At 38.9% G+C, this 22,917-nt stretch carries 21 protein-coding genes; 1 reads left to right on the forward strand and 20 read right to left on the reverse strand.

Annotated elements, in window-relative coordinates:
* Positions 1 to 261: 261 nt before the first annotated feature.
* The 6 genes from GSM42_RS06025 to GSM42_RS06050 form a co-directional block, all read right to left on the reverse strand.
* Positions 262 to 1,233 carry an agmatinase family protein gene (locus GSM42_RS06025; RefSeq protein WP_160800651.1) on the reverse strand — a complete coding sequence of 324 codons (972 nt, stop codon included), beginning with the start codon at positions 1,231 to 1,233 and terminating at the stop codon, positions 262 to 264.
* A gap of 16 nt (positions 1,234 to 1,249) precedes the next feature.
* The gene (locus tag GSM42_RS06030; RefSeq protein ID WP_160800652.1) at positions 1,250 to 2,011 is read right to left on the reverse strand and encodes an amino acid ABC transporter ATP-binding protein; all 762 of its coding nucleotides are present in this window, start codon (positions 2,009 to 2,011) and stop codon (positions 1,250 to 1,252) included.
* On the reverse strand, positions 2,008 to 2,682 hold the full coding sequence (locus GSM42_RS06035) for an amino acid ABC transporter permease (RefSeq protein ID WP_160800653.1): 675 nt from the start codon (positions 2,680 to 2,682) through the stop codon (positions 2,008 to 2,010). Before GSM42_RS06035 ends, GSM42_RS06030 begins: the two co-directional genes overlap by 4 nt.
* Before the next feature lie 49 nt (positions 2,683 to 2,731).
* A complete protein-coding gene (locus tag GSM42_RS06040; RefSeq protein ID WP_160800654.1) occupies positions 2,732 to 3,505 on the reverse strand; it encodes a transporter substrate-binding domain-containing protein in 774 nt (257 codons plus the stop codon).
* A 126-nt stretch (positions 3,506 to 3,631) separates the two neighbouring features.
* Entirely contained in the window at positions 3,632 to 4,984 is a 1,353-nt protein-coding gene (locus tag GSM42_RS06045; protein WP_160800655.1) for a sigma-54-dependent transcriptional regulator, read from the reverse strand.
* Positions 4,962 to 6,971: a transporter substrate-binding domain-containing protein gene (locus GSM42_RS06050; RefSeq protein WP_160800656.1), complete on the reverse strand. Its 2,010-nt coding sequence runs from the start codon at positions 6,969 to 6,971 to the stop codon at positions 4,962 to 4,964. Before GSM42_RS06050 ends, GSM42_RS06045 begins: the two co-directional genes overlap by 23 nt.
* Positions 6,972 to 7,165: 194 nt before the next feature.
* Here GSM42_RS06050 and rpoN point away from each other — a divergent pair, with 194 nt between their 5' ends.
* Positions 7,166 to 8,515: an RNA polymerase factor sigma-54 gene (gene rpoN, locus GSM42_RS06055; protein ID WP_160800657.1), complete on the forward strand. Its 1,350-nt coding sequence runs from the start codon at positions 7,166 to 7,168 to the stop codon at positions 8,513 to 8,515.
* A gap of 303 nt (positions 8,516 to 8,818) precedes the next feature.
* On the opposite strand, the gene spoVM is transcribed toward rpoN, so the two are convergent.
* The 14 genes from spoVM to GSM42_RS06125 all read right to left on the reverse strand — a co-directional run bounded on the left by spoVM (position 8,819) and on the right by GSM42_RS06125 (position 22,864).
* Positions 8,819 to 8,899, reverse strand: coding sequence for a stage V sporulation protein SpoVM (gene spoVM / locus GSM42_RS06060; protein WP_037464635.1), 81 nt, complete (start codon positions 8,897 to 8,899; stop codon positions 8,819 to 8,821).
* A gap of 185 nt (positions 8,900 to 9,084) precedes the next feature.
* Complete coding sequence (locus GSM42_RS06065) at positions 9,085 to 9,738, reverse strand: thiamine diphosphokinase (protein WP_160800658.1); 654 nt, start codon at positions 9,736 to 9,738, stop codon at positions 9,085 to 9,087.
* Positions 9,735 to 10,289: an energy-coupled thiamine transporter ThiT gene (gene thiT, locus GSM42_RS06070; RefSeq protein WP_160800659.1), complete on the reverse strand. Its 555-nt coding sequence runs from the start codon at positions 10,287 to 10,289 to the stop codon at positions 9,735 to 9,737. The genes GSM42_RS06065 and thiT overlap by 4 nt, the downstream gene beginning before the upstream one ends.
* A 166-nt stretch (positions 10,290 to 10,455) precedes the next feature.
* On the reverse strand, positions 10,456 to 11,121 hold the full coding sequence (gene rpe, locus GSM42_RS06075; protein WP_160800660.1) for a ribulose-phosphate 3-epimerase: 666 nt from the start codon (positions 11,119 to 11,121) through the stop codon (positions 10,456 to 10,458).
* 3 nt (positions 11,122 to 11,124) lie between these two features.
* Positions 11,125 to 12,012: a ribosome small subunit-dependent GTPase A gene (gene rsgA, locus GSM42_RS06080; protein WP_160800661.1), complete on the reverse strand. Its 888-nt coding sequence runs from the start codon at positions 12,010 to 12,012 to the stop codon at positions 11,125 to 11,127.
* Between the two features lie 21 nt (positions 12,013 to 12,033).
* Positions 12,034 to 13,848 (reverse strand): Stk1 family PASTA domain-containing Ser/Thr kinase, encoded by a 1,815-nt coding sequence (gene pknB, locus GSM42_RS06085; RefSeq protein WP_237446502.1) that lies wholly within the window; start codon positions 13,846 to 13,848, stop codon positions 12,034 to 12,036.
* Positions 13,849 to 13,882: 34 nt separating this feature from the next.
* On the reverse strand, positions 13,883 to 14,635 hold the full coding sequence (locus GSM42_RS06090; RefSeq protein ID WP_160800663.1) for a Stp1/IreP family PP2C-type Ser/Thr phosphatase: 753 nt from the start codon (positions 14,633 to 14,635) through the stop codon (positions 13,883 to 13,885).
* 28 nt (positions 14,636 to 14,663) lie between these two features.
* Complete coding sequence (gene rlmN / locus GSM42_RS06095; RefSeq protein WP_160800664.1) at positions 14,664 to 15,710, reverse strand: dual-specificity RNA methyltransferase RlmN; 1,047 nt, start codon at positions 15,708 to 15,710, stop codon at positions 14,664 to 14,666.
* Between the two features lie 169 nt (positions 15,711 to 15,879).
* Entirely contained in the window at positions 15,880 to 17,226 is a 1,347-nt protein-coding gene (gene rsmB, locus GSM42_RS06100) for a 16S rRNA (cytosine(967)-C(5))-methyltransferase RsmB (protein ID WP_160800665.1), read from the reverse strand.
* A 589-nt stretch (positions 17,227 to 17,815) separates the two neighbouring features.
* Complete coding sequence (locus GSM42_RS21325) at positions 17,816 to 17,926, reverse strand: helix-turn-helix domain-containing protein (RefSeq protein ID WP_160800666.1); 111 nt, start codon at positions 17,924 to 17,926, stop codon at positions 17,816 to 17,818.
* A gap of 183 nt (positions 17,927 to 18,109) precedes the next feature.
* Positions 18,110 to 19,591 carry a xylulokinase gene (locus GSM42_RS06110; protein WP_160800667.1) on the reverse strand — a complete coding sequence of 494 codons (1,482 nt, stop codon included), beginning with the start codon at positions 19,589 to 19,591 and terminating at the stop codon, positions 18,110 to 18,112.
* Between the two features lie 3 nt (positions 19,592 to 19,594).
* The gene (gene trpA, locus GSM42_RS06115) at positions 19,595 to 20,389 is read right to left on the reverse strand and encodes a tryptophan synthase subunit alpha (protein ID WP_160800668.1); all 795 of its coding nucleotides are present in this window, start codon (positions 20,387 to 20,389) and stop codon (positions 19,595 to 19,597) included.
* On the reverse strand, positions 20,386 to 21,363 hold the full coding sequence (locus tag GSM42_RS06120) for an ABC transporter permease (RefSeq protein WP_237446494.1): 978 nt from the start codon (positions 21,361 to 21,363) through the stop codon (positions 20,386 to 20,388). The genes trpA and GSM42_RS06120 overlap by 4 nt, the downstream gene beginning before the upstream one ends.
* Positions 21,356 to 22,864: a sugar ABC transporter ATP-binding protein gene (locus GSM42_RS06125; RefSeq protein WP_160800669.1), complete on the reverse strand. Its 1,509-nt coding sequence runs from the start codon at positions 22,862 to 22,864 to the stop codon at positions 21,356 to 21,358. The genes GSM42_RS06120 and GSM42_RS06125 overlap by 8 nt, the downstream gene beginning before the upstream one ends.
* Positions 22,865 to 22,917 lie beyond the last annotated feature (53 nt).

Raw genomic sequence — 22,917 nt, forward strand, 5'->3', positions numbered from 1 at the left:
TCACTATGACTGGCCTAAACTTGAAAAAATGGCGATCGAAAATTGGCTGCAATTGTAAGAGTCAAGAGGCTCAGTTAAAGTTGATTATTCTATGGCTAGTAAATTTCCAACAGTTCCATAATTGTTAGTCTGAATGATGATAAATCCATTGTCCAGACTCCCCATCCAATAAATGCTTATAAAAATAGCGACCCACTGTTAGAGTCGCATAAGTTAATCTTTCTATGGAACTGGGCATTTAAAACATATTGGCTGTTCATGTCAACTTTTCTTCTTTTGAACAAGTCCTGATACAAAATGCAAAAATAAATGAAGGGAAACACGACTTGTCACATCGCGAAAGTCAACAGATGGATCCACACACACCATATCCATCGCAGTTACTTTGGACCAAGCTCCTAATGTATACGCACTAGAAAACAACTGGTCGGTTGTAAGTCCTTGTGGTCCAATCGCAGGAACTCCAGGGACAATATATTGATCCAATACATCCAAATCAAATGTGACATATACTTCCTCACATGACTCTAAACACTCCATTGCTTCTGCAAGTACACTTTCTATCCCTCTCGTCTGTACTTGTTTTTGTGAGATTACTTGGATTCCTTTTTCTTCTGTGTAATTGCGATAGAGTCGAGAGTTGGCAAAGTTACGAATACCGATTGTTACAATATCTTCTCCTCTTACGGTTTCTGATTCCACTAAGTTGCGAATTGGTGTCCCATTGGAAGGGCCGCCATAATCCATATCACGCACATCGAGATGTGCATCAAACTGTATGATACCAATGCGTTTTCCATTTGCTGCTTTCCTCCCTTTGACCAGAGGGGCAGTGATGGAATGATCCCCACCAACAGTGATCGGAAACGTTTGAGAAAAATTTTTCGTCACCTCTTGCATCGTCTCTAAAATATTTTGATGACAGGTAGCGATATCAGTTACATGCATGGCTACATCACCAAAATCTGCAGCACGAAGCATCGTAAAATCGAAATCTAAATCCCAATTGTAGGTCGTAAAACTAGACCAAAGTTTACGAAATATCGCCGGATGAAGATGAGCTCCAGAAAATGAGATCGAGCTTTTCGATAATGGAACTCCAAAAATACAGAGGTCATAAGAATTATTTGTTTCTGGTTTTTCGATCCACTCCGCAATAGTGGTCACATAAGGATCGCCTTTTCCACCAGCGTATTGTAGTGCAGGTGGGTTTAAATGTTGAGCTGGCTTCATCTGAATGCTCCTTTTTTTAAGAGTGTGTCAGTACTTTGTGCAAGAAAACTTTGGTACGTTCTTGGGCTGGATTTGTAAAAATAACACCTGGAGTACCTGCTTCAATAATTTGTCCTTGATCCATTACGACAACACGATCTGCCATTTCTTTGGCAAAGCCCATCTCATGAGTGACTACAATCATCGTCATTCCCTCTTTTGCTAGTTCTTTCATTGCATCAAGCACTTCACCGATGAGCTCTGGATCAAGTGCCGACGTTGGTTCGTCAAACAACATGACATGTGGCTTCATCGCTAGAGCACGAGCAATTGCAACACGCTGCTTTTGTCCACCTGATAATTGATCAGGAAACGCGGTAGCACGATCAGCCAAACCGACCTTTGCTAGGAGAGAATATGCTGTTTTATTGGCTGTATTTTTGTTCATCTTTCCAAGCGTAAGCGGTGAAAGCGTAATGTTATCTCGCACAGAAAGATGGGGAAAAAGGTTAAAATTTTGAAAAACCATACCTACTTTTTCTCGCATTTTATTGAGGTTTTTTTGAGGCATTTCACGCTGTTTTCCATTGTGTTCGATCATACCAATCGGTTCGTTCTCAATCATGATCTGCCCACTTTGAATCGGTTCCAAATAATTCATGCATCGCAGTAATGTACTTTTTCCTGAACCACTAGGACCGATAATCACGACTACTTCGCCCTTTTGAATCGATAGGTTAATTCCTTTGAGCACATGATGAGAACCATAATATTTATCCAAATTTGTTATTTCGATCATGAGCGCACACCCTCCACATTTAGTTTTCGTTCCAAAATTTTAATCAGTGTGGAGATCACAAAGTTCACAACAAAATAAAAAATAGCGATGGTGAGATAAATCTCAAAGTACTTGTAATTATCAGCAACAATCGTATTTGCTGCCCGCATCAACTCTGCAACGGTAATGACAGATAGAAGCGAAGAGTTTTTGGTCAATGCGATAAATTCGTTGGCTAACGGTGGTAGCATCCGCCGAATAGCTTGGGGAAGAATGACTTTAAACATGGTTTGCCAATGACTCAAACCAAGGGAGCGTCCTGCTTCCATTTGCCCGCGATCTATGGATTGAATAGCTCCACGCACAATCTCGGACACATAAGCTCCACTGTACATACCAAGTCCTAATACCCCTGCAACAGACGCAGAAAAATCAATGTGTAAACTAATAGCCAAACCATAGTAAAGGAGCATCAACTGTACCAATAAAGGGGTTCCTCGAAACCATGCAAGATAAGTAGCGCTGATCCCTGAAATCCATTTCACTTTCGACATGCTGCCAAGACCAATGACCAAACCAATAAAACAGCTGAGGATAAGAGCTAAAAACGTCATGCGAATTGTCACCCATAAACCTTGAAGCAAGAGAGGTAGATTACCATCCTGCCATAAAATACCAAAATCTAATGCCATGTTTTTTCCTCCCCTTCTTTAAAACAGAGAGCTGATACTCTCTGTCGTTTTATTCTCCAAACCATTTTTTCACGATTTTTGCGTACTCTCCGTTAGCTTTCAAACGCTTTAGTGCTGCATTAAATTCTTTATTCAATGCTTCATCTTCTTTTCTTGTACCTATGGCATACTCTTCATGTGTAAGCAGTTGATCGAGTACTTTTACTCCACCTTTTTCTCTTGCGTATACTTTCGCTGCTGGTTGACCTGTGACTACTGCCTCTACACGATTACTTTCTAATTCCAAAAACATATCGGAGTTCTTTTCTACTTCTTTTACTTTTACTTGTGGATATTTTTCTTTGAGGAAACTCACCGATTTTGTACCGATTTGAACCGATACTTCTTTTCCTTTAAGATCATTGATATTCTTGATTTTGTTGTTATCTTCTTTGACCATGATAGCTAGTCCGCCAGGATAATAGGTGTCTGAAAAACCAATAACTTTCGCACGTTCATCGGTTTTGTATATACCTGACATGATCGCATCAAATTTCTTCGCTTGTAACCCCGGTATCAAACCTTTGAATTCGGTATCCACAAACTGTACTTTTGGAATTCCCATCTCTTTGGCAACAGCACGAATCATATCAATATCAAAGCCATCGTACTCTTTTTTATCATTCTTAAATTCGAATGGCGGAAAAGTAGGATCTGTTCCGACGATGAGAACTTTGTCTTGTTTTACTTTCTCTAGTGTCGATTGGCTAGTATTACAACCTGCAACAGTAAAAACAAGCACGAGTGAAATAAAAATAAATAACGTTTTACGAAATGATTTCATATCTTTTCCCTCCTAGAGTTTGTCACCCTATTAAAGAAGCAAAAACCGTGCCAAAAGAAAAAACCCTTCACATAAGGGTTTTTGAAATAAAAGAAGCGGCAGATTTTGCCGCCCGGCTATTTTTGCCTACTCAGTCGCATATTTTTTTAGTTTATCTCGAAGATTTCGTTCGCTGATCCCAATTAATTGCGCGGTTTTTCGGCGGTTTCCGTTCATTGCAGATAGATTATATTGGATTACCTTACGTTCCACCTGCTCCATTTTTTCTCCTACATATATAGGAATGAGGGTATGATCGGAAAAAACTTGTTGCTGTTTGGTCATCTCTTCAGGAAGATCGGATACTTGAATGACCGACGAATAAGTTAAAGCAATTGCTCTCTCCATAATATTTTGCAGCTCGCGTACATTTCCTGGATAAGCGTAATCCAGGAGAACTTGCAAAGCTTCTTGAGAAATTCCTTCTACTGGTTTCCCCATCCGATGGCTTAATTTATGAAGAAAAAACTCAACTAAGAGAGGGATATCTTCCTTACGTTCTCTTAGAGCTGGAAGGTGAATGGGAATAACATTGAGCCGATAATACAAATCTTGGCGAAATTGTTTATCTTGTACATCTTTTAATAAATCTCGGTTGGTTGCTGCAATCAACCGAAAATCAACAGCCTTTTCCTCTGTTCCCCCGACAGGGGTGATTTTGCGTTCTTGAATTACACGCAGTAATTTTCCTTGTAACGTTAGCTCCATTTCCCCGATCTCATCCAGAAAAACTGTTCCTTTATCGGCAACAGAAAGCAAACCGTGTTTTTTTTCAAAAGCACCTGTAAAAGAGCCTTTTTCGTGACCAAATAGTTCCGATTCTAATAAGCTCTCTGGGATCGCTGCACAATTGATGGTCTGAAATCGCTTCTGATGACGCCTACTCTGATAATGGATAATTTTCGCGACGAGCTCCTTCCCGGTACCAGACTCCCCTGTTATAAGCACATTGGAATCCACTTCTCGAATCTTATCCAGCATCCGAAATACTTCTTGCATTTTTGCGCTTTTTCCTATAAAACCATGTTCGTTATGCGCCTTTTCCAAGGCTTCGGAGAGCCATTGTACTTTGGAAGAAAGATGATAATATTCTTCTGCTCGATCTAATAAAACCATAAGCTCCTCTAAATGAATCGGCTTGGTCACATAAGAAAAAGCCCCTTTGTGCATGGCTTCTACGGAAGAAGGTATACTTCCATATGCTGTGATCATAATGATGATGGTATTAGGTGAAATTCGTTTAATGGATTGCAAGATATCCAAACCACTGTGTTCGCCCATCTTTAAATCTAACAATACAATCGCAAAATCTATCCTTTTAAATAGCGGGAGCGCTTGTTCAGGGTCTGTAAAAGTATAGACGTGATAGCGATCTTCTAAGGCAAATTTCAATGACTGGCAAATCGCTATTTCATCATCAATAATCATGACTGGATACATGTGGAATCACGTCCTTTGATGTAGATGTATGTGGAAATAGTAAAGTAAATGTCGTACCTTTATCGAGCTGACTTGTGACCTGAATCGCACCATGATTTTCTTTTACGAGTTGATAGGTTATGGATAATCCTAATCCGATGCCATCATTTTTCTTTGTATAAAAAGGTTCAAAAATATGATCCAAATCTTGGTCTTCCATTCCACAACCATTGTCTTTTACTTCAATCTTTATGTGGGAATCTAGATCTTCAGCTCGAATAATCAGTTGCCCCTGTTCTGGAAGCGCTTGAATCGCATTGATAATAAGATTGAGAAAAATTTGTTGGAGTTGTTGCCGATCCGCATAAACATAACAATCTTCCGGTATTTCTTCTATCACTGTAAGTTTTTTCTCTGAACACTGTTGCTTCAATAGAACAAGAATGCTACTAACCAGCGTAGAAAATGGAAAAGAAGTTGGTGCAGATTTACGTGGATGCGCATAGTTGAGCAGATCATCAACCAAATCATTTAATCGAGTGATCTCATCTGTTATCTGCTCCGAAAAGAGACGACAAAACTCTTTGTTATCCATTTTTTTTGGTAACAACTGCGCATAAGTCAGAATGGATGTAAGTGGATTACGAATTTCATGCGCGATTCCCAGCATCAGTTGTCCTAGCGCACGTAAGCGGCTGCTTTCTGCCATCTGCCTTTCCAGTTCTTTTCGCTGAGTGATATCGGAAAAATTTAGAATCACCCCGACGCTTTCTCCTGTTTGGTTTTTGTGAGGAAAAAGACTATACGAGATGATACGTTTCTCTCCATTTCTGTGCCATGTAACTTCTTGTTGTAAATAAACCTTCGCTTCACGAAAAGTTTGATTTATTTGCTCTTCAGGAATAAATGAGACAACCAGTGAATCTTTATAAAATTTTCCTATCCACTCTGGTTGAACCTGCAATATATCTTGTGCCTTTTGATTGTACATGGCTATTTTTCCATTTTGATCTAACGTAACAAAGCAGCTATAGGCACTATCTAGAAGTTGTTGCTGAAAAGAGAGATTTTCTTGTAGCATAAACATTTTTTCTTGCAACTGCTCATTTATCTTTTCTATCTCCACTGTCCGCTTGCCTACCTCACGCTTTAACTGACGATTCCACCATAGGATACCCATAAACAAAATACCCGCGACCCAGATAGCTAACTCTAACCAAAATAACCATTTGTCAAAGTAAGTAGACCATGACAAAATAACTTTTCCAAACCATTTACGTTGAATTTTGTCATAGGTACCGTCTTTTTTAATTGCATCTATTCCTTCATTGATTGTAGAAAGAAGTTGTTTATTTTTTGGTAACACTGCCAACCCATATGCCTCTGGATGCAGTTGTTCACCTACAATCTTGATATTGTCTTGTTTATCCATCAGCTGAGCAAAATATTGTCCAGTAATTTGATTACCGACAAAAGCATCCACCTTTCCAGTGGAAAGTAAGGTAATCGCTTCTTGTTGACTGTTTACTTCCACTAACTGAATACCTTGATTTACCTTTACTAATTCTTGTGCAATATCACCTTTTTGTACTGCGACTTGGGTGTTTTTTAAGTCTTGTAATTCTCGAATCCAAACATTATCTTTACGAACAAATATGGCTTGTACACTCGTAAAATATGACTTAGAAAAATCATATACCCGATCCCTCGTTGCACTGTATTTCATCCCTTGAATCGCGTCCACTTTTCCATCATGCAATGCTTGAATTGCTTGATTCCAAGGGAGGGGAACAAACTCAAATTTAATCCCTGTTTGAATAGAGATAGCATTCATCACATCAACGTTAAAACCGGAGTAAACACCTGTTTTACTCATATATTCATAAGGTGGAAAATTACGATCACCCGCAATACGAATTGTTTTTTTTCCTTCACTATCCGCATAAATGGGAGTAGCTACTAAAATGATCAAAAACGAAAGAAACAAAAGAACCATTCGTCTCCCCATTTTGCTTCTCTCCCTAAAATAAAATTATAATATATTATTATTATATAAAATTAACATAAAAAAATATGTTAGGAAAACACCATCCAGCACTTTATCTGGGCTAAATAGGAAATATTTTTTCTCGTATTATATAATCATTAGAAATATATATAAATTTATATGTGATAAAATAGATACGAAATAGGGGTGATCCAATGAGCTTACACGTAGGGTATCAGCTAAACCAGCATCAACAAACCAAGTTGGCAATTACTCCTGAAATGCGCCAAGCGATTAGAATTTTACAATTATCCACAGAAGAGCTAACGAAGTTTATTCAAGAACAAAAAATGGAAAATCCGATGCTGGAAACGGAAGATAGCACTGATAGAGAAGTAGAGGAATTAGAAGATTGGTTTCACTATGTGGAAAAAGGAGAGAGAGAGACAGGAACACTCCAACTCCATCGTGCAGAAACAACTTGGGAAAACACTACTTCTAATCAAAAAAGCTTAATGGAGCATTTAGAAGAACAATTGAGATTTATTCCTTTAGATGAATCACAAAGAAATATTTGTCTAGCCCTCATTGGTAATCTAAACGAACAAGGCTATTTGGACATAGATAGTTCCTTTTTTTGTAAACAATTCAAGATAGAGGAGCGGAAATTCGAAGCATGTCTGTCTATCATCCAATCATTAGATCCTATTGGTAATGGTTCGAGAACATTGGCTGAATATTTGGAGATTCAACTACGTCATAAAAGTCCGTTAAATGAAGTTGCTATTGAAATAGCACAGCATTATTTACCTGAGGTAGCGAATGGGAGTTGGAAAAAAATAGCAAAAGAGCTGGGAGTAGATATACAAAAAATTCAACACGCAGTCGATGTAATCAAGCGATGCAATCCTCGTCCTAATAGCTCCTATTCCACCACCCCCTTGTCCTATGTGTACCCTGATGTAATCATCAGACAGAACAATGACAGGTTCGAAATTCTCTTCCATGAAGCAGCAACTCCCCGAATCCAAATAAACACAACCTATCTACGTTTGATGAAAAACAGCTATGGTGAAACGGTTAATCACTACTTAAAAAATCGATATCAATCTGCCTTATGGTTAATGAAAGGGATAGAGCAAAGAAACCAAACCATTTATCGAATAACCGAAATCATCCTTCATCAACAAATGGATTTTTTCAAACATGGAACTTCATTTCTGAAACCGCTTACGTTAAAACAGGTAAGCGAAGAGATCGAGTTACATCTATCTACAGTTAGTCGAGCAACCCAAAACAAATACATGCAAACACCACATGGACTTTTTCCATTTCGTTTCTTTTTCCAATCAGGTTTAAGTCAGGAGTTAGCATCTCATACAGTAAAAAACAAACTCCAAAAAATGATCCAACAAGAAACAAAAACTTCACCACTATCTGATCAAAAGCTAGCAAACTTACTGAAAGAAGAAGGAATTCCCATCTCACGCCGAACAGTAACCAAATATCGTGAAAAAATGGGGATCCCTTCGTCTGCTTCCCGTAAACAATATGCCAGTAGATAAGTGTTTACATTCCACACAGCTAAAACTGTGGGATTCTTGGGACGGTAGTCTAATTACTATTCCCTTGCAAAGCTAATCTCGTGTGCCCATGGTTAATTAGGGTTTTTTGTTGCTTAGAGGAACTAGGGGTATTTTACCAATAGGACACACGTTCTTAAAGATGTATTTTAAAAAATATGGTCAGACTTTCAGGAGGGTTATCCTCCATTGTCTAACGTTCTCTATCATCCCACGATTAAAGCCATGGGTTTTCTCGTTCGCAAATACATAAAAAAAAGCGACCCATTATTTGAGTCGCAAGCTTTAATCTTTTTTAAAAGCATGTAGGATGGCTCTGACCATTCCACCAAGGAACTTAGGAAGTTTTAACGTATAAAAGCGCAACCGAGTTCCCTCCTTCTTCATCGGTACATTTCCTGTTTGTCATCCTATATATATTCTACCCATAGGTATTTGTACCTAGAACGGAAAACAAAATTTACAGATTTTACTCTGTACCAAACAAAAGGAAAGAAACAGCAGACCTCAAAAAAAACAATGATTCCCAGTTAGATGGAATCTAAAATTTATTATCTGTCTTTGCTTTCGATGATCAACCCAACTCCATTTTCAATCGTGATCATTGCCGTACGATCTGATATTTCATTGCTAATTCCTAGCGTTTCTCCACGGCACACATCTTTTTCCTGAAGCGGGTATACCAAACCATAAGTTGTTACTTTTTCTAAATATTTACTCACAGGCAGAACAGATATATAATGATACTCACTTTTTGTCAATGTCACTTTGGCTGGCCCTTTTATGAACTGCACACGATTTGTTTCATCTTGCATGATCCCTTTTACATCATGATTATTTAGCCATTCCAAAAGGCCGATGTTTGCAAGTGTATGGTCCATCCTTGCTCCACCAAACGCACCATAAATATGTACTTCTTCTGGAATATAAGTAAGCGCATGTTCTAGTGCTGCATGAGAATCAGTCACATCTTTCATGATAGACAATGGAATGATCTCTATACCTAATGACTTCCACGCTTCCATATTTTCTTTTCCTGTTGTATCAAAATCACCAATAGCTATATGAGGAATGAAACCTGCTTCCAGGAGGGCAACTACTCCATGATCTGCACCTATCAGTATATCTTCTTCTTGAATATGCTCTTGCAAAAATCTACTCGCAACAGTTCCACCAGCTACTACAATTACTCTCTTTATACTCATTTCGCTTGAAACAATTTTGGTGCTGTGTATAACAGTACAATAACAAAAATGATGGAGATGATAATTTCAGGTAAGATGTAGCTAGCATTGTAAATAAACGAGTAGACATAAGGAGATTGTCCTTTTGGAGCATAATCGGCAAAAAAGATAACCCCCGACAGAAAATGAGATAAGAGACGTAAGATACCTGCAGTAAATAACCCCATGATAACTTTTATAATTTGCCTGCTCGGCTTGCTTATATCTTTAATCGAAGTCCACCCTGCAAAACCCAGTAGTGCAAATGCTATCGGATAGTCTAAGATTACTTGGATTGGATTTGCATAAAATGCACCCGGTAACACTAGAAGTATGAGACCAGTCAACAGACCAGCTGTAATTCCTGCACCAATCCCTCTGCGAAAAGCCAAAATGGCGATCGGGACCATGGTCAACGTAACAGAACCCCCATTAGGCCATAATTGAAATGGTGTAAGCAAATTTAAAACAATAGCAAGTGAGGCAATGATAGATGTTTCTACTAACGTAATGACTTTACTTCTTTGATTCAAACTTTCTCCTCCTCGATTACATCCTTCATCAAAATAATTCTCTACTTATTTTATCAAAATATTCGCGTCAAAACGAAAAACTATTTTTTCCAAAAGAAATAGCCATGGTGAATATCAATCCTGTAGTACAAGGATATCCATCCAACACATGGCTAAATCAATTGCTTTACACTTGCTTCAAACGATAATCGTTCCGAATATCTTCGATTGCTTTTTTGCGATCTTTTTGTCCAAATACTGCTGAGCCGGCTACAAGCATGGTCGCTCCATTCTCCACAACTTCTTTTGCTGTCCCAGTGGCGATACCACCATCTACCTCGATTTCCACCGACAGGCCCAAATTATCTATTTTCGTACGTAGTTCGGCTATTTTAGGGAGCACACTTGCAATGAAAGACTGTCCACCAAAACCTGGATTTACCGTCATCAGCAGAACAAGATCAACATCAGGCAATATAGGTTCTATAGCAGATAAAGAGGTTGCCGGATTTATTGCTACACCGGCTTTTATTCCTTGATCTTTGATGTGAGTAATGGTGCGGTGTAAATGCGAACAAGTCTCTTGGTGAACAGTAATCAGGTCTGCACCACTTTTAACAAACGCATCAATATAAGCATCTGGCTCTTTGATCATTAAATGTACATCAAACGGTAGTGAAGTATGAGGACGAATAGCACTCACCACAAGTGGACCAAAACTGATGTTTGGCACAAAATGACCATCCATCACATCAATATGTAACCAGTCAGCTCCGGCTTGTTCAATTTCTTGGACTTCTTCCTTTAGTCGTGAAAAATCCGCTGAAAGGAGGGATGGGGCTATTTTTACCATGAGTTAATACCTTCTTTCCTGTTGAATTTCATTTAAGAAAAGTAAGTAGTGTGCATAACGTGATTCATTGAGTTCTCCTGCTTTAACTCCCTCTTTTACTGCACAACCGGGTTCATTTTGATGGTAACATCCACGGAAACGGCAAGATTCTAAGTACGAATGGTATTCTGGAAAGGCATAAGTTAACTCTTCAGCAGTCATTCCCTGAAGCCCCAATTGACTAAAGCCGGGAGTATCTGCTATTTGTCCACCATCTTGTAAGGACAGCAATTCTACTTGTCTTGTCGTATGACGACCACGACCGATTTTTTCACTGACTGCTCCCACTTGTTGTTTGCTATCAGGCAAAATGTGATTGAGCAAGGAGGACTTCCCAACTCCTGAAAGACCAGCAAATACTGTTGTTTCTCCCTGCAATATCTGCAGAAGTTCCGCTATTCCTTCACCCGTTTTAATACTAGTAGTGACAATAGGATAACCTGATTTGCTATACATTTCTTTTATTGCTGATATATCTTCTGGATCACTTACCAAATCTCTTTTTGTCAAACAGATGACAATACGTAATTTTTCTTTTTCTGCATGTACCAAAAATCGATCTAACGGCAATGATTGAAACTTTGGTTCTCGTAGTGAACACACTACAACTGCTTGCTCAATATTGGCAATTGGTGGACGAAGCAGTTCAGTAGAGCGGGGTTGGACGGAAGTAATTACTCCCTGATCCAACCCCGTCCTTTCCCAAGTGACTATGTCGCCAACCAATGGTTTTATTTTTTTCTTTTCAAATTTAAATATGCCGCGGGCTCGACATTGTGTAACTTCTTTGTTGTCTGATGATCGTACATAATAAAACCCACTAATCGCTTTAATGATCTGCCCATTCGGCATTTAAACATTCTCCTTTCACGTTTAGGCTACTGACTCATTTTCCTTTGTCCTTATATTTTCGACCTGATGGATAGTCAATAATTTGCTGTCCGCATTTTTAGCTGTTCCTCCTAATGAAGGAGGTAAATCTTTACAACCGCTATTCCCAGGAACATAAATCCATAGGTAGACAGTGCCACCTTTTTCGATATTCTCTCCTGCTTTTGGGGTTTGCTCTAAAATTTGACCATGGGATAAATTTTGACCAGTTGTATTTTGGTTATAACAACGACTATCGCTGTAGTCTATTTTATATCCAAGTTCTTGATTCGTGTATTTACCTAGATTACTTTGGTACATTCCAGTAAAATCTTTTACTTTCAAAGAGCCGTTGGCTCCTCCAGCTCCTAATGTTATCGTTGCTTTGTAATCTTGATCGATAGGAGAACCAACTGTTGGATCTTGTGAGATAACTTTATCCTGACTATCATCTGAACTCTCACCATATTTGATCGTTGGAGGATTTAAGTTGTGTGTCTCAAACCAATTCATGGCTTCATCTTTCGTCATTCCTGACAGATTTGCCATGCTAATTTCAGTTGAATTTTGATTGTTTGGATCATCATTTGGTGAAGATAACAAGCCCCAAATTACATTGAAACCATAGATCGCTATAAATACGATTATGCCAATGGTAAGTAAACTAAATAATAATTTTTGCCACCAAGGTAACTTTGCTTGAACATTGTCTAACCAAATAACCGTACGTTGAAATACCGTTTTATCTTTGTCATTTGAGACATTTCGAAACCGTTCCAAACCAGCCATCGTTTCTTGACTAACTTGAGTCGCCTGTTTGGTTTCCGTTCGCTTAGGAGATCGGATTTCTTCTCGCTGCACGGGAGACTGATATGAATTTTTATTACTTCTAGACTGAAATACTTTATGTACCTCTGTCTCTTCATCCGCAGCTATAGGGATGGTCTGAAAAATGTCACTTGTTTTCGCAGATCTTTCCCAGCGATTTTCTCGCCGGCTGTCAAACTGCAAAGCATAATTGATATCCTGCATCATTGCTTTTACAGAAGTATACCGCATTTCAGGGTCCTTCTCCAAAGCACGCATAACGATATTAACCATGCTTTCTGGTATTTTTTTATTTAATTCCCTTGGATCTATAACGGGTTCTTGCAAGTGTTTTAACGCAATACTTATCGCTGAATCTCCATCAAAAGGCAGTTCACCCGTTAACATTTCATATAGCACAACACCAAGTGAATATATATCTGCTTTTGATCCAATTTGTCCACCTCGAGCTTGTTCCGGAGAAAAATAATGAACAGATCCCATCACGGAGCCAGTTTGGGTTATGGTCGAAGAGCTTGCAGCCCTTGCAATACCAAAATCCGTCACCTTTGCTCGACCGTTAGTTCCAATCAAGATATTATGTGGCTTTATATCTCGATGCACAATTTGATTATCATGTGCATGTTGGAGTCCATCACAGATTTGTGCAGCAATATCTCCTGCTTCTGCTGTTGTTAATGTACCTCGTTCCAATATCATTTGTTTCAAAGTTGGACCTTCTACTAGCTCCATTACAATGTAATGAATATACCCATCTTGCCCTACATCATATACATTAACGATGTTTGGGTGAGATAAACTAGCAGCAGCTTGTGCTTCACGATCAAACCTACGAACAAATTCTTGATCATTACTTAGGGATTCACTTAATACTTTTATCGCTACGTTTCGATGAAGTAAAATATCTTTTGCTTTATATACAACGGCCATACCACCGCCGCCGATTCTACTCAAGATTTCGTAACGTCCCCCAAGTTTCTTCCCTTCCATCTGCATGGTCACCTCGCTCCTCCTTAAGTCCCACTTAAGATGGGCTAGACGCTCCTCTATGTTTCATTAAAATCAGAGAAACATTGTCTTTTCCACCAGCATGTAATGCCATCTGCAACAGGCGATCCGCTTTCTCCTCCATTGTCTCTCCTGCTTGTGACAATACTTCACCTATTTCTCTCTCACTCACCATTGTAGTCAAGCCATCTGAACACAAAAGCAAAATATCATCTTTTTCCCATGGTGTGGTTATCAGATCTACTTCCACTTCATCACTAGTACCAACTGCACGTACTATCATATTGCGCTGTGGATGGTTTTTTGCTTCTTCCGCAGTTATTTGACCATGTTTTTGTAGCATATTGACATAAGAATGATCTTCGGTTAGTTGGTACAAACCTCCATCATGTAACATATATGCTCTACTATCACCAACATGAGCCAAAACTACCTCTTTTAGATCAATAACAGCACCAATTACTGTTGTCCCCATACCTTGATATTGATTATTTCGCATCGCCAGAGAAAAGACTTGTTCATTTGCCTTGCCAACTGCTTGTAGTAGATGGTTGCTTTTATCTTCTGTCGTATTTTGAAACTGAATGGGAGCCAAATACCGCTCCATGATCCGAATCGTTTGTTGACTAGCAACGTCACCTGCTTGGTGGCCGCCCATTCCGTCTGCGACTATGGCTACCACTCGTCTACATTTGGAACGAAACAGATGTATGCTATCTTCATTGAGATCACGAACAAGGCCAATGTGAGTCCGATGTGCTATCTCCATGCCGGCTTACCCCTTTCTCATTCATTCTTTATTTCTCTAGTAAACCTTGTTGCTTAGCTCGAAGTTGCCCACAGGCTGCATCGATATCGTGACCTTGTTCTCGTCTTATTGTTGTCGAAACATGATAAGACTCCAAAATACGTTGGAATGCAAAAATTTGTTTTTTAGGTGTTCGAACAAAATTTCGCTCAGGAACAAAGTTTACAGGAATAAGGTTAACCAAACAATTCATCCCAGATAAAAGTTTACCTAATTCATGAGCTTGTTCATCTTGATCATTCTTTTCCCCGATCAATGCATACTCAAAAGTGAGCCTTCGTCCTGTTTTTTGAAGGTAGTACCAGCATGCCGTCAGTAAATCTTTCAAAGGGAAACGGCGATTAATAGGCATTAGTCGTGAACGTAAATCTTGGTTTGGAGCATGTAAGGAGATGGCAAGTCGAACCTGCCAATCTTCATCTGCAAAACGATAAATATTTGGTACTACTCCACTTGTGGAAACTGTTATATGGCGTTGACCGATATTCAAACCATTTTCTTCATTGATGATACGAACAAATTGAATGGTTGCATCATAATTTTCAAATGGCTCACCTGATCCCATAATCACAACAGATTTCACACGTTCTCCAGTTTGATCCAAGTGCTGTTGCGCTTTCACCACTTGGGCAACAATTTCCCCAGTTGTCAGGTTTCGTTTCAACCCTCCTAATGTAGAGGCACAAAAAGTACAGCCGATTCGACAACCCACTTGAGTGGTTACACATACACTTATTCCATATTGGTGACGCATAATAACGGTCTCAATTGCATTTTTATCATGTAATCCAAATAAAAATTTAACCGTTCCGTCCTGCGATGTTTGTGTTGTGATGGTTTCCAGAGTTTCGAATTCAAAATATCTTGCAAGTTCTTCTCGAAGTGTTTTCGGTAAATTCGTCATTTCATCAAAAGAAGTAACTCGTTTGGAATACAACCATTCCATAATTTGCTTTGATCGAAAGGTCGGATGACCTTGACTCTTGATCCATTTCGTCCAGTCTTCTGTTCCATAGTCATATACAAATGATTTCATATCTATCGCTCCAACAAACCGCAACTTTATCAAACGAAAAACATTTTCTATTATATCAAAGAAAAAAGCTAGATGGAAAGAGCTCGTTGATGGTTTCGGAAATTCTTCGTACTTCTAAGGCTCTTTTTACCATATTTCGAAAGATACTGGGGATATCCAAACTTATCCTCTATTTTTTTCGCAACTTGGCAATAAAAAATCCATCACTATGAAAATGATGAGGAAGTATTTGAATCCAATTCTCACCTATCACAGCCTTTTCTTTTACTTTCTCTGGAAGATGATAGGAAAGAGTATTATCTGGATAAAAATCAGGATGAGTTTCTAGAAAACGAGCAATTTGATGTTGATTTTCTTCCAATGTCCACGTACAAGTGCTATATAGTAGTATACCATCAGATTTGATCTTAGATGCTACGGCTTCGAGCAGTTGTTGCTGAATCAACACAAGCTGGTCTATCTCATATGCTGATTTACGCCATTTGATATCTGGTTTTCTTGGAATAACTCCAAGACCAGAGCATGGTGCATCCAATAAAACAGCATCAAACATTTCGTTGTTATCCAGCTTTCGCACATCCAAAGCTTTTGTCTCAATAATAGAGATTCCAAGTCTTTTTGCATTCGCATCGATCAATTTTATTTTGTGCTGATGAATATCTAGTGCAGTGATCGCACCTTGGTTGTTCATTTTTTCTGCCAAGTGTGTTGTTTTTCCACCGGGTGCAGCACAAGCGTCTAAAATATGCATTCCGGGCTTTGGATCAAACAATGGAGCTACCAACATAGAACTTTCATCTTGTATCGAAAATAAACCTTCTTTGTATTTAGGATGATTTGCAGCGTTCCCTATTCCTGTTATGACAACACCATCTGGACTCATGGTGGAAGCCTCAACCGAAATATAGGGCTCTGTTTCCCATTGTGATAAAAAAGCTTCTCGATCCCCTCGCAGGCTATTCACTCGTATACTTACTTTCGGAGGAAGATTACAGGCTTCCATCACACGATTTGCTACTTCTTCTCCATATGAGTTCGATAACTCCATGACCATCCATTCTGGAAAAGAGTAGGTCAACGATCGTTCTCTTCGTGTCGATGGATTTTTTGGTAAAACAAATTCCTCTTGTCTTCGTAAGAAAGCTCGTAAAACTCCATTTACAAATTTTCCTATTCCTATATTCCCACGCCACTTGGCAATTTCTACGGCTTCATGCACGATAGCCCTTTCTGGTATCTTGTCCAAAAACAGAAATTGATACAAACTAAGCTGGAGCAGCTGCCTTACCCATAAATCTAGTTTCTTTTTCTGTACCAATTTATCAATGATTGTATCAAGTGTATTCAATCGCTGTATTGATCCATAAACCAACTCTGTCACAAGACGTTTATCTCGTCCATCTAGATTACTTTTTTCTAGTTGTTGATGCAAAAGTAAATTACTGAAAGCATTTTCTTTCCGCCATTTTTCTAATGTATCCAAAGCCCATGCTCGAGGGGTCTTACTAATATGCATGTTTTAACCTTCTTACTTCATATATTTGCACATATGATACCGTATTCTACTAAAACAATTCAAACAAAAAGGTTTTCTCCAGAAAGTTTTCTCCTAATAGTGAATAGAAAACTCGTTATAATAGAAAATGTTGATAGAATATTTTTTCCTATGTAACTAACTTCTAATAGGATCAACTCACCCAGATAATACATTTCAACTTATTAGATTCCATCGGTTGAACTCTCCCGCCACCTATGCTAACGCTTAGAGGTGGGGGATTCTTGGGTAGTCCTCGATACCCCAAGGAAGTGAACCAAGCTCAAACCGTAGTCCCTACGGCGATTCTTACGAAACTCACTTCTGGTAATTAATTTTCCTTTTCGATCTTGGTGGCGTAAGACTGGAGTAAGTTCCGCTTCCTTTTGAAACGAGAGGCATCGTTTTGCTTTTGGAAGAAACGTTAAAAAGCATCCTTGGGATTCCGTTAAAGAAGATTGTATGGGCATCTGCTTCTTTTAGCCATTGAAACTTGTTGGGACAAGGTGGTTAGAAGCTTGGCGCAAATCGAATAGATAAGCCCTTTCCCCGTTTCCCGATAGGTATCGTTTCATTTTGCTAAGAAATGATGGAATACAAAACGACTAGATCCCATGGACTTATGGATGGAAATGGCTTGTTTTCTGGTTGGATACAAACGAAAAACGGAATGCTTGTGCATTTGTTTCTTTCTCCTTTTTTAAGGCCGATTATACACTCGGAAACAAAAAAAGGGAATATTGCGAACCAATTCCTTTCGGCTAACGCCGAACCGAACTTAGCTCATGCTTGAAGTGGGAATACTCTTTCGGAGAGATTGATAGATAAAAAACCCTGCCATCTTGATCGATGAAGGGTAATCTCTTTATAATAAATCTTTTAATCGATTATAAAGTTCTTTATACTTATTATATTTCTGGTTATAGTGTTCTACCATTCTGCCATCAGGCACAAAGGAAGTTCGGGCAACGCTTGATAATGCTTTTCTTGAAAAATCAGAAAAACTCTCATCCCAACCTATTTCTTTTACCCCAAGTACAACTGCTCCCATTGCAGGAAAAAATTGCGACTCTGATGGTACGACTACTGTTTTATTTAACACATCCGCTATAATCTGATTCCATACTTTGCTTTTACTGCCTCCACCAATAAGCGTGACTATACCTGTACCTCCTTCTGTAATAGCTTCCATTGCTTGCCTCAGGGACATTGCTACCCCTTCTAAAGCAGCACAACTCATATCAGCTGAGGTAGTTTGAGGACGAATACCTATGAGACATCCTGAAGCCGTTGGATCTTGGATGGGGAATCTCTCCCCGTTTAAATAAGGTAAAAACAAAAGGGAATTGTTTGCTCGATCACTCTTTTTGATCTGCTCTTCTAATTCGTCATAACTCCTATCATCTGACAAAGGAACGTTTCCAAATTCAGCTAGGACCCACTTGTGTACATTGCCAGCATTCATCAATGGGGCAATCGCTAAAAACTGATTTTCCTTCACATATGGAAGATGAAACAAACCTTTTGCCGTTTGTGAGATATTATCCACTGGAGAAGCAATCCAACCTGTTGTACCGATATATCCATACAATTGACCTTTGGCAAATACACCTGCACCAATAGAAGCTGACCCTCCGTCGCCCATTCCACATAAAACAGGTGTACCAACTAGCAGCCCAGTTTCACTAGATGCTTGATTAGTGACATGGCCGACAATCTCATTGGAAGGCCGGATGGTTGGGAGTTTGCAGTTATCCATCCCACATGATAATAACCAATCTGTTTGCCAATTTCTCGTTTGTGCATTCATCATTCCCGTAGTAGCCGCTGTTGTAGGATCTGTTACACATAAACCTGTTAAATGACGGATCACATAATCCTTAGAGCTAATTAAAAATGATTCCGTTTTTTGGTAAACTGCTGGTTCATTATCTTTAAGCCACCACATTTTGGGAAAGGTGAGTGTACTATCCATATGATTTCCTGTTACATCAACAATCGGAAACAGATCATCTAATAAAGCTGCCTGTTTTTCTGCCCGGCTGTCCCCATACAGAATGGCAGGTCTTAGTGGATTTCCTTCTTTATCCACAGGAATACAATCCTGCATTTGACCACTAAATGTAACAAGCTCTATTTCGTGAGGGTCAATGCCTAGTTCAAACCAAGAAGACAAAATAGAAATGACAGCTTGATACCAATGATGAGGGTCTTGTTCCATCTGATTGCCTGTGTAATCAGTTAGTATATCTATATTTTTTTCGAAATAAATTTTTGCTTCCTTTGTGACGAGAATCCCTTTTGCTTGTGTAGTTCCGATGTCAAAAGATGCGATATAACCCAACATACATCATCCTTTTATCTGATAAAGATCAGTTGCACGTTTCAATTTCGATATTAGCTGAAACAACCTGTCTTGGTTTTCATCTGCACAACATTCTACCAATGCTGAACCTACTACAGCTCCATCAAAATGACTTTTGACTACGGTGCGTACTTTATCTGGTGTTTTCAAACCAAATCCAGCCACGATCATTGCCTGTGTATGTCTTCGTATTCTCTTATAAAAAATAGGTAGTTCATTTAGCGTTGCAGGGTTAGCGCCAGTAGTTCCAACATAAGTCTGTGCATAGATGATCGAAGCATATTTAGCGATTTCTGACATCTGATGATCAGACATGGTAGGTTGAATGAATTGAACCACATCTACTCCATAATCGCCTACTTCTCTTGCCATTTCATAGCTTTCTTCATAAGAACAATCTGGCACTAGCAATGCATCAACCAACTGTTCGGATGCCAATTGTTTGTAGAAATTGGATTGAAATAAGTCTGCTTTGTAACCCATTGCCCAAATTGGTTTTTGTACCTGTTGTCTCATATTTCTCAATAACATTAATAAATCATCTACCATCAAATTTACCCTTGCATGTCCATTTTGGATGATAGGTCCATCCATATATGGATTTCTACTTGGGATACCTAGTTCTAAAATATCAAGTCCAGCTAGAAAAGAATTTTCTATTATTTTAAGTGACTTTGGAATCGTGGGATCTCCTGCTATCAGATAACCAATCAATAATGCTTCCTGTTGTTGTTTCATTTGCTGCCAAACCAATTGATTTCTTAGGCTGTGAAATTTCAAGAGGAATCACGCCCAATTTTTTGCAAAATTACTGCAGCAATAACGATAGACCCTGTCACAACATCCTGCAAGAAAGGCGGAACCTCCAACATAGTTAAACCATTTGCTAATATACCAATAATAGCTGCACCGACAAATGTACCCCATATATTAGGCACACCTTCTTTAAAGGAAGTCATTCCTAAAAAGGCTGCAGCATAAGCAGGAAGAAACAAACCATCTCCACTCGTAGGCTGTGCGGAACCCAGACGGGACGCCATCAAAATTCCTGTAAGAGTTGCAAGCACTGCACATAGGGCAAATGCTAAATTTTTGTTTATCGCAACGGATATTCCTGCATTTCGAGAAGCAGCTTCATTCCCACCAATCGCATATAACCTACGACCAAATGGCGTGTAGGACATGATGTACCAGAACAATATGGTGAGAAAAAGCATGATAAAGGAAAGAATTGGTATCGTAAACCACATTTCTTGACCTAAGTAACGAAATGATTCTGGGATATTTTCAAAAATAGTAGCTCCATCTGTCAGCCAAAAAGTTATTCCTCCAAGAATTGTTCCCATTCCTAATGTTGTAATAAAGGACAATACTTTAAATTTGGTTACAATCCATCCATTGATGTAACCAATCACAAGAGATATAGCTAATGGAAGTAAAATACAGAGCCACATCGGTTGACCCGAAACAGCTAATTTGGCAGCCATTACACCACCTAAACTCGCCATTGCACCGATGGATAGATCAAATTCTCCAACAGCCATTACAAGAGTAGCTCCCAAAGCTATCATTACCAAGAAGGATATCTGTCTACTTATATTAATGACATTATCCAGTGTAGCAAAGGAATCTGGTCTAAGAATACTAAAACAAAGAATTATCAATACTCCTGCGAAAAGTGTTCCATACACCCGAAACAGACGTAACAGGGAACTAGAATATGTTGTTGCTAGATTTCGATTCATTTTAGACATCACTCTGCTTTCTCTGGTTGTAACATACTTGCAAAATCTGCTCAGCAGTGACAGCCTCATTCTCAAATTCTGCTACGATCTCACCTTCATGAATAACATAGATTCGATCAGAGATATCAAGAACTTCTTGTACATCAGACGATACAAATAAAACTCCACTATCATGAGAAACTTGATCTTTCAATAGCTGGTGTATTTCTTCCCGGGTCATCACGTCAACTGCTTGTGTTGGTTCATCACATAAATATAAAATCGGTTTAGATAACAGTGCCTTCGCAAAAACTACTTTCTGTTGATTTCCCCCGCTCAACTCTTTTATGGGTTGTTCCGAACTTGTTGCTTTCACTTGTAGCCTTTCCATCCATGTCCGAACGGCTGTCTTCTCTTTTTGATTTTTTATGTTATAGATGGAAGAAAACTCAGAAAGAGTAGACAGCGTCATATTCTCACGAATGGACATATCTACAATTAATCCGTCTCCTCTCCTATCTTCTGGAATGAGGATTACCCCACGTGCAAGCGAATGTTTTGGGGAAAAAGAAGATACGATTTTTCCTTGTATCTCCATCTGTCCTGTCTTCAGATGTCTTGTTCCATATATGGTTTCTAACAATTCTGTACGACCTGAACCAGCTAATCCAAATATTCCTACTATCTCTCCTTGTTTCACATCCAAGCTTACATTTTTTACTTTTTGATCCTTCGAGGTAACTTGTTTCAATTGAAGGACATTCTCTTTATTGGAGAAAGATGTCTTTTGCATCTGTTTTTTTATGGAGCTAGTTTGGTTGGTCATCAGTTGAACCAAAGTATCTTTACTCATCTCTTTTGTTGAAAACGTTCCTGCTATTTTTCCATTACGCATTACGGTAACTCGATCGGATAATCTCAAAATCTCATTCATGCGATGAGAAACATACAAAATAGCAGTCCCTTTTGCTACAAGCTTGTTAATCAGCTCAAAAAGCAATTCTGATTCTTCATCACTAAGGGCAGCTGTTGGCTCGTCCAAGATAAGCAGTTGACAATCTAACATAGCAGCACGCATGATTTCTAACATCGTTTTCTCAGATGGAGACATGTGCTCTGCTAATTTTCTCAAATCTAACTGGATGCCCAGCTTGCTCTTTAGCTGATCCGCTTCTTTTTTCATTGCTCCCCACCGAATACCTAAACCTAATTTTTGTTTCGGATAAGAAATGCCTAAAAATAAATTTTCATAACCAGAGAAACTAGCAATTAATTGACGATCTTGGTGAACCACCTGTATACCAATCTTTCTCGCTGTCTTTGGTTCGCGGATAACTGTCTCTTGGTTATTCCAAAAAACTTTTCCACCATTTGGTTGATAAATACCTGTGAGAATTTTAATTAATGTCGATTTACCTGCACCATTTTCCCCGACGAGCGCATGTATTTCTCCAGAATGTATATCTAAGGATATCTTGGACAAAGCATAATGCAGACCAAATCGTTTATCTAAATCTCTTACTTGTAACAAAGACGTGATCCCCCTCTCCAGTAGATGTGAAGGAGGATGCAGGTATAAGCCGC

Origin of the sequence: Shimazuella alba (assembly GCF_009831235.1) — a bacterium.
Classification (GTDB): Bacteria; Bacillota; Bacilli; order Thermoactinomycetales; family Thermoactinomycetaceae; genus Shimazuella; species Shimazuella alba.

Excerpts from the sequence above, each read along its gene's own strand:
- GSM42_RS06025 (WP_160800651.1), bottom strand. The coding sequence starts at position 1,233 with ATGAAGCCAGCTCAACATTTAAACCCACCTGCACTACAATACGCTGGT.
- GSM42_RS06030 (WP_160800652.1), bottom strand. The coding sequence starts at position 2,011 with ATGATCGAAATAACAAATTTGGATAAATATTATGGTTCTCATCATGTG.
- GSM42_RS06035 (WP_160800653.1), bottom strand. The coding sequence starts at position 2,682 with ATGGCATTAGATTTTGGTATTTTATGGCAGGATGGTAATCTACCTCTC.
- GSM42_RS06040 (WP_160800654.1), bottom strand. The coding sequence starts at position 3,505 with ATGAAATCATTTCGTAAAACGTTATTTATTTTTATTTCACTCGTGCTT.
- GSM42_RS06045 (WP_160800655.1), bottom strand. The coding sequence starts at position 4,984 with ATGTATCCAGTCATGATTATTGATGATGAAATAGCGATTTGCCAGTCA.
- GSM42_RS06050 (WP_160800656.1), bottom strand. The coding sequence starts at position 6,971 with ATGGGGAGACGAATGGTTCTTTTGTTTCTTTCGTTTTTGATCATTTTA.
- rpoN (WP_160800657.1), top strand. The coding sequence starts at position 7,166 with ATGAGCTTACACGTAGGGTATCAGCTAAACCAGCATCAACAAACCAAG.
- GSM42_RS06065 (WP_160800658.1), bottom strand. The coding sequence starts at position 9,738 with ATGAGTATAAAGAGAGTAATTGTAGTAGCTGGTGGAACTGTTGCGAGT.
- rpe (WP_160800660.1), bottom strand. The coding sequence starts at position 11,121 with ATGGTAAAAATAGCCCCATCCCTCCTTTCAGCGGATTTTTCACGACTA.
- rsgA (WP_160800661.1), bottom strand. The coding sequence starts at position 12,012 with ATGCCGAATGGGCAGATCATTAAAGCGATTAGTGGGTTTTATTATGTA.
- pknB (WP_237446502.1), bottom strand. The coding sequence starts at position 13,848 with ATGGAAGGGAAGAAACTTGGGGGACGTTACGAAATCTTGAGTAGAATC.
- GSM42_RS06090 (WP_160800663.1), bottom strand. The coding sequence starts at position 14,635 with ATGGAGATAGCACATCGGACTCACATTGGCCTTGTTCGTGATCTCAAT.
- rlmN (WP_160800664.1), bottom strand. The coding sequence starts at position 15,710 with ATGAAATCATTTGTATATGACTATGGAACAGAAGACTGGACGAAATGG.
- rsmB (WP_160800665.1), bottom strand. The coding sequence starts at position 17,226 with ATGCATATTAGTAAGACCCCTCGAGCATGGGCTTTGGATACATTAGAA.
- GSM42_RS21325 (WP_160800666.1), bottom strand. The coding sequence starts at position 17,926 with ATGCACAAGCATTCCGTTTTTCGTTTGTATCCAACCAGAAAACAAGCC.
- GSM42_RS06110 (WP_160800667.1), bottom strand. The coding sequence starts at position 19,591 with ATGTTGGGTTATATCGCATCTTTTGACATCGGAACTACACAAGCAAAA.
- GSM42_RS06120 (WP_237446494.1), bottom strand. The coding sequence starts at position 21,363 with ATGTCTAAAATGAATCGAAATCTAGCAACAACATATTCTAGTTCCCTG.